This is a genomic window from Nonomuraea deserti (assembly GCF_004348685.1).
Lineage (GTDB): Bacteria > Actinomycetota > Actinomycetes > Streptosporangiales > Streptosporangiaceae > Nonomuraea > Nonomuraea deserti.
Genome location: NZ_SMKO01000138.1, coordinates 19,981 through 27,055 on the forward strand (window position 1 = coordinate 19,981; position 7,075 = coordinate 27,055).

Sequence of the window (7,075 nt, forward strand, 5' to 3'; positions counted from 1 at the left end):
GTGGCCGGCCCGCCTCGTCTCGCCCCGTGCCACGGTGGCGAGGGGTCATTGTCAGCCGATCTCTCCGGGCCCTTCGGAGAGGTGGACCTGTGAGGCGCTGACGTTCTGGTGAGTGCTGGGCCCGGCCTGCTGTCTGGGGGCGTGGTCCTGCAGGTCGGCGGGGGATCGAAGGATGCTGTCGATCTCGGCGTCGCTGGAGGCTTTGAGTTCGTTGGGCTTGGCGACGCTGGTTGTCATCGCCTGCTCGAAGCGGACCACCTTGTTTTCGCCGTTGAGCAGGCTGTTGTACTCGTCGACGGTGCCGCGTAGGTCGGGCTTGGCCTTATCGACGTATTCGTCAACGACGGCGGCCCACGAGCGGTCGAGCGGGTTCTGTATGCGGTCGAGCGCGGTGGAGAAGATGGCGCGGGCAAGGCTGTCGTCGCCGTGCCGGAGGGCGCGGCGGAGATCTTCTTGGGCGTCTTTCGCGTTCTTGAAGCGGGCGGCCCTGTCGAGGGCGTCGCGGTAGGCCATGGTGGAGGTGCCGTCGTTGCCGGCGGCGCGGAAGAGTTTCTTCTCCAGTTCGTCGCGGCGGCGGCCGGTTTCCTGCTCGGCACCCTTCCGCAGAGCGGCCATGACGGTCTGGGTTTCGCGGTAGGCGCGGGCGAGAGCTTTTCGCCTGCCGTGGTCGCTGAGGTCTCGGTCGCTGCGGATATCGGCGCATTGCTCCATGTAGCGCTGCTGGGCGCGGGCTACGGCCTGCATCACGTCTCGGCTCATGGCCATGCTGCACCCCTTCGGGTTAGGCGGCCCGGCGTGCCATCCATTCGGCGAGGGCGGCGCGGGTGATGCGCCAGTCTCGGCCGTCTTTGGTGCCGTGGAGCCGCTTCTCTGCGCAGGCTTTGCGGATGGTCACGGGCTTGAGCCCGGTCAGGTCTGCCGCCTGCTGTGTTGACAAGGTCGAGTTTGACTCGTACTCGTTTCCGCACACCAGTTCGGTAGCGCTGGCGATACCGGTGATCCATAGCAGATCTCGGTACACGGCCGGCCGGTCGCGGTACTGGATTCGGAGGCGACGCAGCAAGGCCAGCGTCTCGTCGGAGACGCTGGCCTGTTGCTGGTTGTGCGGGTGGATCACTCGCCGCCGTACCTGCGCATCAGGCGTCGGGCGTCATGAAGGTCATGGAGTTTCCTCGGTCTTGCGGCCGGTGCCGTTGCAGTGCGGGCACGGGTCGGGTTCCGGCACATTTGCCGGACGTTCCCGAGTGAGAAGCGCCCGGATCTTGCGCGGCGGAGTGGTGGCAATGACCTCGCGCTGTCGCTCGGGGGTCTCCTCCGCGAGCATGGCGGCGGCGGAGATCGTGAGCGTGCCGGCCATGACCATTTGCTCAAGCTCGGGAATGCCGTGCTTGCGAACGAACATGGCGTGCCGGACGGATCGCTCGGAGATGTTCATGAGCTTCGCTGCGGCCTGTACCGACCGGCTCTCGGTCATGAGGTGGTTCTCCTTAGTCCTGGCATCCGGGGTGCATGGTGCGACCGGCGGCAACGGCGGCGGGATCGAGTAGGTAGCCGCACTCGGTACAGGAGTTCGGATCAGGCTCACGGCGCGGCTGGGGCGGAGCCTTCACCGGCGGAGTGCCGGGCACTTGAAGCTGACGCTCGTGGACGTCGTTTTGGACAGTGTCACAATCGGCAGGGTCGCTGACCTGCGGTTTGGACGGTTCGGACACTTTGGACACAGGCGGTACGAGGTACAGGCCGCGCTCGGGCCTGAGGAGCCGACCTGCCTTGTACTGCCGCTCCAGGTACTTGCGAGCGTCCTTGCCGAACCGCTCGGCAACATCCTTGGCCTGGACACCCTCGGGGTGCTCGCTCACGTAGTCGAGAATCGTGCTGGACGTCTTGGATAGGCGGGCGGCCTGCTCGCGCTGGCGGGCCTTCTCCGCGGCCTCGCTGAGGTCCTTGCCGTCGATCGTCCAGAAGCGGCCTTCCTTCATCGTGACGGCGTACTCCCCCTCCGCCACGTCCCGTCCGGTGACCCGGATCAGGCCGTCGTTGGTGCCGCGCTTGCGGGACAGGAGGATGATCGTGTCCGCCGATCCGGCAAGGCCCTGCGTGCCGCTCACGGCGTCGATGAAGTCGCCCGACTCTGCCTTGCGGTCGTGGTGGATGACGACGAGGGCGAGCTTGGGGTACTCGTCGGCGATCCGCTTGAGCTGGCTCCCGATCCGGTAGTCACGCTGGTACGCACTCTCGCCCGGGGCGGCGTTCGGCATGACCTTGCCGAGCGTGTCGAGCACAAGCAACGTCGTCTCCGGGTAGCTGGCCATGAACGCCTCGATGGTCTGGACGATCCGACCAGGCGGCACCACCGTCAGGTAGTTGAACAGGCTGGGGATCGCCACGCCCTCGCCGAGGATGGCCCGGCAGCGAGACTGCATGCGCCGGTCGCCATCCTCCAGCGCGAAGTACATGACGGTCTGTTCGTCACCGGTCGGGATCCCGCCGAGAGCAGGCTTGCCCGCGGCGGCGGACAGCAGGATGTTTCCCATCGCCCACGACTTGCCGATCTTGGGCTTGCCGACGAACAGCACCAGGCCGGCGGGGATCAGGCCAGGCACGACCTCATGGATCGGCTCGAACTCCTGCTCGTCGAGCCACTTGCCCGTACGCAGACCCGCCAATAGACCTGTGTCCGAAGTGTCACAGTGTCCTTTTGCCTGTTCAGGGCCGGTATCCATTTGCGACACTGTCACATTCGTGGGCGGCTTGAACGGCTCGGTGTCGGTCACGCGCTCCTCCTGTTCGTGATGCGGAACGCGTCAACCACCGTGCGCGCGGCCTGTCGCTCGTCGAATCCGTTGCCGAGCTGCATCGACCGGTACAGCTCATGTAGCTCTTGCTCGGTGGCGCCGTTCTCGACGGCCCGGCACGCGGCCCAGAACAACGCCTGATTGCGGCCTGGCTTTGTCTTGCCGGCCAGCCACGCGGCCAGGCCGGGGATGCCATTGCTCACGCCAGTTGAGCGTCTATTGCTCACTCCGCTGGAGTAATCGCGGGGCTTGGGCGGGTCGAGGAACTGTCGCACCGCGCTCCAGTTGAGTTGGTTCCGGGCGTGGGGACGCTCGGAGATGAGCGTGTACGGCCTGCCCTCGACGACAGACGGCGGCACCAGGATGTACCCGCCCGCCGCCTTGAAGTCGAGCTTGTGCTTGCGGAGCGACCCGCACGCCTGGTTGGTGCCGACGTAGCCCGCGTGGATGCCGCCCGAGGGTGTGCCGTTCACGAAGAGCGGTGCAGGCAGCAGGCCTGCGGCCTTGAGTCGGTTGAACGCCGGCCAGCCGTTGCCGTCCGGCTTGACGTCGACGTCGAGCACGTCATACCAAGGGTGACCGGTGGCCGCCGCGACGTTCCCGTCCGGCTCGTGCCTCCACCACCGTGAGGCCAACTCAGGGTTGTTCGTGGCGTTGAGGACCCCGTTCGGCAGGAACCGCGTGATCGGAGCTTTGCCGTCCGGCTCACAGATCAGGGCCCGCCCACCCTGGGCGATGATGGCCAGCGCGGCGGCGAGCATCGGGTTCGTCACGCGGACCTCCGCCTGCGAGACCCGGCCTTGACGGCGATCGTGGCGAACTGGTCGCGGTAACCGCAGGCCGTACACGCCTTGGTAATGGTCTCCTGCGGCGGCCACGCCGTCTTGTGCGAGGACTGGTAGCCACACACCGGGCAGTGGTCGAGCGGAATCGCGTCTGCGGTCCGCCGGCCGGGCCGGTTCTCGTGGACGAGCAGGAACCGGGCAATGGGAGTCTGTCGGCCAAGAGTGCTGCGGTTCTCGCCCACTTCGGCTACCTTGTTCTTGTCGTTAACGCCCTGATGGGTGTGCGGGCGGTGTTCGGGATTCGCGGTCCCGGCACCGCCTTTTTTCGTGTTAGGCGGCATTCGCCCCCTCCTCCTTCATGTGCGAGCCACAGAGGATCAGGCGCAGGCGCGCGATCTGCTCGGGGCTCGGCTGCGGCGCCTGGTCGACGAGCGTCTTCACGTGCGCGGCCATGTCGAACATCAGGCGGCCTCTCCGCGAGCCTCGGCCTCCATGCGGGCGACCTCGGACGACGGGATACGCCAGTCGCGGCCGTAGCGGTGTCCGCTGATCCGGCCGGACTTGAGCCACCGCCTCACGGTGGACGGGTCTACGCGGAAGCGCTCGGCGACTTCCTTGGACAGCAGGTAAGGGGACATACGCCTCTCCAGTCACAACACGGGAATTGCGTGCATGGCGAGCGTACCGCATGTTGCAGACTTGAGTGCAGACATAGGTATGCACTTATGCCGAACCGTAAAGGTGCTAGCTTGGGGGCGTGCTGAAGACGCGCATCCACTTTTCAACGGGGTATGCCGAAACGGCGGCGGGAACGCTACAGGTGAGAGTGGGGGACAGGCTCCTCCCGCAAGCCATCAATGTGGTTCTGCCGGGCGCAGGCGGGCAGCCTCGCCTTGCTGCACGCCTGGAAGTCGTCGACGGGATTCCCCAATGCCGCGAGATCACCATCTCGAGCGTTGAGGACGGTCGAGAGGTGAAGCAGCTCGACCTACGTGCAATCGGCGTTGCCGAGATGGTCGAGGAAGTGTTTGCCGCCTTTGCGACCCGGATCATCCTGGAAGAGGACGGCAGCATCACGGCCGTCAAGGAGGCGGGCGAACGGCCGCACATTGAGACTGTGCGAGCCATCGCCGAGACGCGCAAAGGCAAGGGGGCGCGAAAGATCACTCAGGCATTCCTCGAAGAGGTAGCCGCGATCTACAGCGAGAACGCCGGCCAAAACCCGACACAGGCCGTTCAACGGGCGTTCGACGTAAGCCCTCGGATGGCCGGCAACTACATCAGAAAGGCCCGTGACCTTGGCTTGCTGCCAGAGGTCACAGACGGTCGGCGGAGAAGCTAGCCCGACACCTTCCACTCGATCCTGACGAACTTCGGGTCGAAGTAACCCCACGTCGCGCCACGCTCGGGCGTCCAACCGTCCGGGCGTCCAAGCTTGCTCGGCAGGATGATCACACGCATGATCTCCGCCACGACCGCGCGCTTTCGGTCGAGGTCCAGCCCATCCCATACGGCTTGCGCGGGAGCGCCCTGCCGGAACGGCGCCAAGGCCGTCGAGCGAGCCGCGGCAGCGTCCGCCTGGTTGAGCTCGGCCCGGCGTAGCGCTGTCGTTTCGTTGGCCTTGACGAGCTGCGCTCTGGTCATCTGGCCGGCCGCGTACATCTCGGCGGCCTCTTCATCGCGCAAACGCAACGTCTCACGCTCCAGGATGCGAGCCCGCGCCGCCTTGTCATCCCGCGGGCCCTCCAGCGCCTCGACTGCGCCAGGCCGTGACAGCCACTCGACGGCCACCATCGAGACGTACCGGTCGAGGTGGAACGGGTTGCGCGCGATGTGCCCGCGAGTCTTGGAACACCGGTAGCTCGGTACGGTCGTGCGGTTCTCTCCCTTGCCCATGCCGGCGGTGGCGGCCACCACGGTCGAGCGCTCTGCCGCCTCGCCGCACACACCGCACTCGTACAGGCCGGACCCAAGCCAACGGCGTTGCGGTCCTGGCGACGTACGCCGGGACGGGTCGTTGAGGAGTGCCACGAGCGCACGCCATTTCGTCTCCTCGACGACCGCGGGCCATTCGGCGCTCCCCACGACTTCGCCGCGGTGCTCCATCAGTCCGGCGTTCCGTGGGCGCAGCAGAACGCGCCGCACCGCGTTGCCCGTCCACTTGCCGCCCGTGGTGGTGGTCACCCCGCGCGTGTTCCAGTCCCGGACCACGGCATTGACGCTCACGCCCGCGAGCAGCTCGTCTGTCTTGCTCTCCAGTTCGGCCGCCTCGCTCGGCCGAATGGTCACGCCGTCTGCCTCGTAGCCGAACGGGCGGCGCCCGCCGAGCCACTGCCCGGCTCCGGCCTTCTGGACCTTCTTCGCCTGCTGCCGCTCGCTCATGTGGTCCACCTCGAATCGTGCGAAGTTGCCAAGGGTACGGGCGATCAGCAGGCCGGTTGGCGTGGACAGGTCGATCTGGCCAGCTTTCACAGTCTGTGTCTCGACGCCGTGGCGTTCCATGACTTTGATGTACTCCTCCAGTTCGGTGGGCGACCTGTGGAGCCTGTCGGTGTGCCAGGCGAGTACGGCGGTCGCGGCGCCGGCCTTGAGGTCCTCGAGCATGCGCCGGTACCCGGGCCGGGGCTTGCCGCTGTACGCGGACATGTCGTTGTCGTCATAGACGGCGACGACGTTCCACCCGAGTCTTTGAGCGAGGTTTTCGCAGTCGGCTCGCTGCCGTTCAACGCCTAGACCTGCGCCGATGCGGTCTCGAGAGATGCGGACGTAGATGATCGCGTCACGTTGCATAGAGTTAAGCATGCCACATGTTGACATCCGCTAGATCGAACTGGGACCCGCGTTTGGGCAGGCTGGCAGGGAAGAGGCTGACGATGATGCGGGCATCCGGCCAGGGATAACCGCTGTTGACGACCGCCGACCTGACTCGGTCGCGGGCCTCGCTGAGCGCGGTGTCGGGAAGGCCGATGAGGTGGATGCCCGCCAGTCCGTTGCCCACGTCGGCCTCGACCTCGACGGTGCGCCCGGCGACTCCGACGACGGCCACGCTGCGGGTGCGGGCCACGGCCATCTAGATCGCCCCCCGTACGTGGCGCAGCGCGAAATCGCCGCCGAAGCGCTCAAGGGCGATCACGTCCACGCGCACGGTGTTGAAGGTGCGCTGCTGCGTGGCCAGCCATTTCGCCGCCAGCGTGTGGAGGCGGGCCAGCTTGGCCCGGCTGACGCCCTCCAGGGCTGTGCCGTGGGACGTGCCCGATCGTGTCTTGACCTCGACGACGATCAGGCAGGAGCCTTCTTCGGCGATGACGTCGATCTCGCCGTGACGGCAGCGCCAGTTGCGCTCGATCACTTTCATCCCCTGCGCCTCCAGGTAGGTCACGGCTAGCTGCTCGCCTTGTCTGCCGAGGTCGAGTCTCTTGTTTGCGGGCATGTGCCACCTCCGTCTGGCTGGTCGGGCACCGACTCTCGTGGATGGGGGGGTGGGGCGAGGTCGGC

The 7,075-nt window shown here is 66.6% G+C and carries 12 protein-coding genes; 1 reads left to right on the forward strand and 11 read right to left on the reverse strand.

Features of this window, described 5'->3' with window-relative positions; genetic code table 11:
• Window positions 1–51: 51 nt before the first annotated feature.
• Genes E1292_RS35285 through E1292_RS35315 form a run of 8 tightly spaced genes read right to left on the reverse strand, consistent with a single transcriptional unit; the run spans window position 52 to window position 4,218 of the window.
• A complete protein-coding gene (locus E1292_RS35285; protein ID WP_132601425.1) occupies window positions 52–765 on the reverse strand; it encodes a hypothetical protein in 714 nt (237 codons plus the stop codon).
• Between the two features lie 16 nt (window positions 766–781).
• Entirely contained in the window at window positions 782–1,117 is a 336-nt protein-coding gene (locus E1292_RS35290; protein ID WP_132601428.1) for a helix-turn-helix domain-containing protein, read from the reverse strand.
• A gap of 42 nt (window positions 1,118–1,159) precedes the next feature.
• Window positions 1,160–1,474 (reverse strand): hypothetical protein, encoded by a 315-nt coding sequence (locus E1292_RS35295; protein ID WP_132601431.1) that lies wholly within the window; start codon window positions 1,472–1,474, stop codon window positions 1,160–1,162.
• Between the two features lie 13 nt (window positions 1,475–1,487).
• Window positions 1,488–2,774, reverse strand: a complete 1,287-nt coding sequence (locus E1292_RS35300; protein WP_132601434.1) for an AAA family ATPase — start codon at window positions 2,772–2,774, stop codon at window positions 1,488–1,490.
• Window positions 2,771–3,568: a bifunctional DNA primase/polymerase gene (locus E1292_RS35305; protein ID WP_132601437.1), complete on the reverse strand. Its 798-nt coding sequence runs from the start codon at window positions 3,566–3,568 to the stop codon at window positions 2,771–2,773. The genes E1292_RS35300 and E1292_RS35305 overlap by 4 nt, the downstream gene beginning before the upstream one ends.
• A complete protein-coding gene (locus E1292_RS35310) occupies window positions 3,565–3,921 on the reverse strand; it encodes a hypothetical protein (protein ID WP_132601440.1) in 357 nt (118 codons plus the stop codon). Before E1292_RS35310 ends, E1292_RS35305 begins: the two co-directional genes overlap by 4 nt.
• Window positions 3,911–4,042 carry a hypothetical protein gene (locus E1292_RS55170; RefSeq protein WP_281284111.1) on the reverse strand — a complete coding sequence of 44 codons (132 nt, stop codon included), beginning with the start codon at window positions 4,040–4,042 and terminating at the stop codon, window positions 3,911–3,913. The genes E1292_RS35310 and E1292_RS55170 overlap by 11 nt, the downstream gene beginning before the upstream one ends.
• Window positions 4,042–4,218, reverse strand: a complete 177-nt coding sequence (locus E1292_RS35315; protein WP_132601443.1) for a helix-turn-helix domain-containing protein — start codon at window positions 4,216–4,218, stop codon at window positions 4,042–4,044. Before E1292_RS35315 ends, E1292_RS55170 begins: the two co-directional genes overlap by 1 nt.
• Window positions 4,219–4,337: 119 nt before the next feature.
• On the opposite strand from E1292_RS35315, the gene E1292_RS35320 reads away from it, so the two are divergent.
• Window positions 4,338–4,922, forward strand: a complete 585-nt coding sequence (locus E1292_RS35320) for a hypothetical protein (RefSeq protein WP_132601446.1) — start codon at window positions 4,338–4,340, stop codon at window positions 4,920–4,922.
• On the opposite strand, the gene E1292_RS35325 is transcribed toward E1292_RS35320, so the two are convergent.
• Genes E1292_RS35325 through E1292_RS35335 form a run of 3 tightly spaced genes read right to left on the reverse strand, consistent with a single transcriptional unit; the run spans window position 4,919 to window position 7,010 of the window.
• Window positions 4,919–6,370 (reverse strand): recombinase family protein, encoded by a 1,452-nt coding sequence (locus E1292_RS35325; protein WP_165974899.1) that lies wholly within the window; start codon window positions 6,368–6,370, stop codon window positions 4,919–4,921. The genes E1292_RS35320 and E1292_RS35325 overlap by 4 nt on opposite strands.
• 4 nt (window positions 6,371–6,374) lie before the next feature.
• Entirely contained in the window at window positions 6,375–6,650 is a 276-nt protein-coding gene (locus E1292_RS35330; RefSeq protein WP_439331928.1) for a magnesium chelatase domain-containing protein, read from the reverse strand.
• The gene (locus tag E1292_RS35335) at window positions 6,651–7,010 is read right to left on the reverse strand and encodes a YraN family protein (protein ID WP_132601452.1); all 360 of its coding nucleotides are present in this window, start codon (window positions 7,008–7,010) and stop codon (window positions 6,651–6,653) included. It lies immediately after the preceding gene.
• Window positions 7,011–7,075: the final 65 nt, after the last annotated feature.

Excerpts from the sequence above, each read along its gene's own strand:
- E1292_RS35285 (WP_132601425.1), bottom strand. The coding sequence starts at position 765 with ATGGCCATGAGCCGAGACGTGATGCAGGCCGTAGCCCGCGCCCAGCAG.
- E1292_RS35295 (WP_132601431.1), bottom strand. The coding sequence starts at position 1,474 with ATGACCGAGAGCCGGTCGGTACAGGCCGCAGCGAAGCTCATGAACATC.
- E1292_RS35310 (WP_132601440.1), bottom strand. The coding sequence starts at position 3,921 with ATGCCGCCTAACACGAAAAAAGGCGGTGCCGGGACCGCGAATCCCGAA.
- E1292_RS55170 (WP_281284111.1), bottom strand. The coding sequence starts at position 4,042 with ATGTTCGACATGGCCGCGCACGTGAAGACGCTCGTCGACCAGGCGCCG.
- E1292_RS35315 (WP_132601443.1), bottom strand. The coding sequence starts at position 4,218 with ATGTCCCCTTACCTGCTGTCCAAGGAAGTCGCCGAGCGCTTCCGCGTA.
- E1292_RS35325 (WP_165974899.1), bottom strand. The coding sequence starts at position 6,370 with ATGCAACGTGACGCGATCATCTACGTCCGCATCTCTCGAGACCGCATC.
- E1292_RS35330 (WP_439331928.1), bottom strand. The coding sequence starts at position 6,650 with ATGGCCGTGGCCCGCACCCGCAGCGTGGCCGTCGTCGGAGTCGCCGGG.
- E1292_RS35335 (WP_132601452.1), bottom strand. The coding sequence starts at position 7,010 with ATGCCCGCAAACAAGAGACTCGACCTCGGCAGACAAGGCGAGCAGCTA.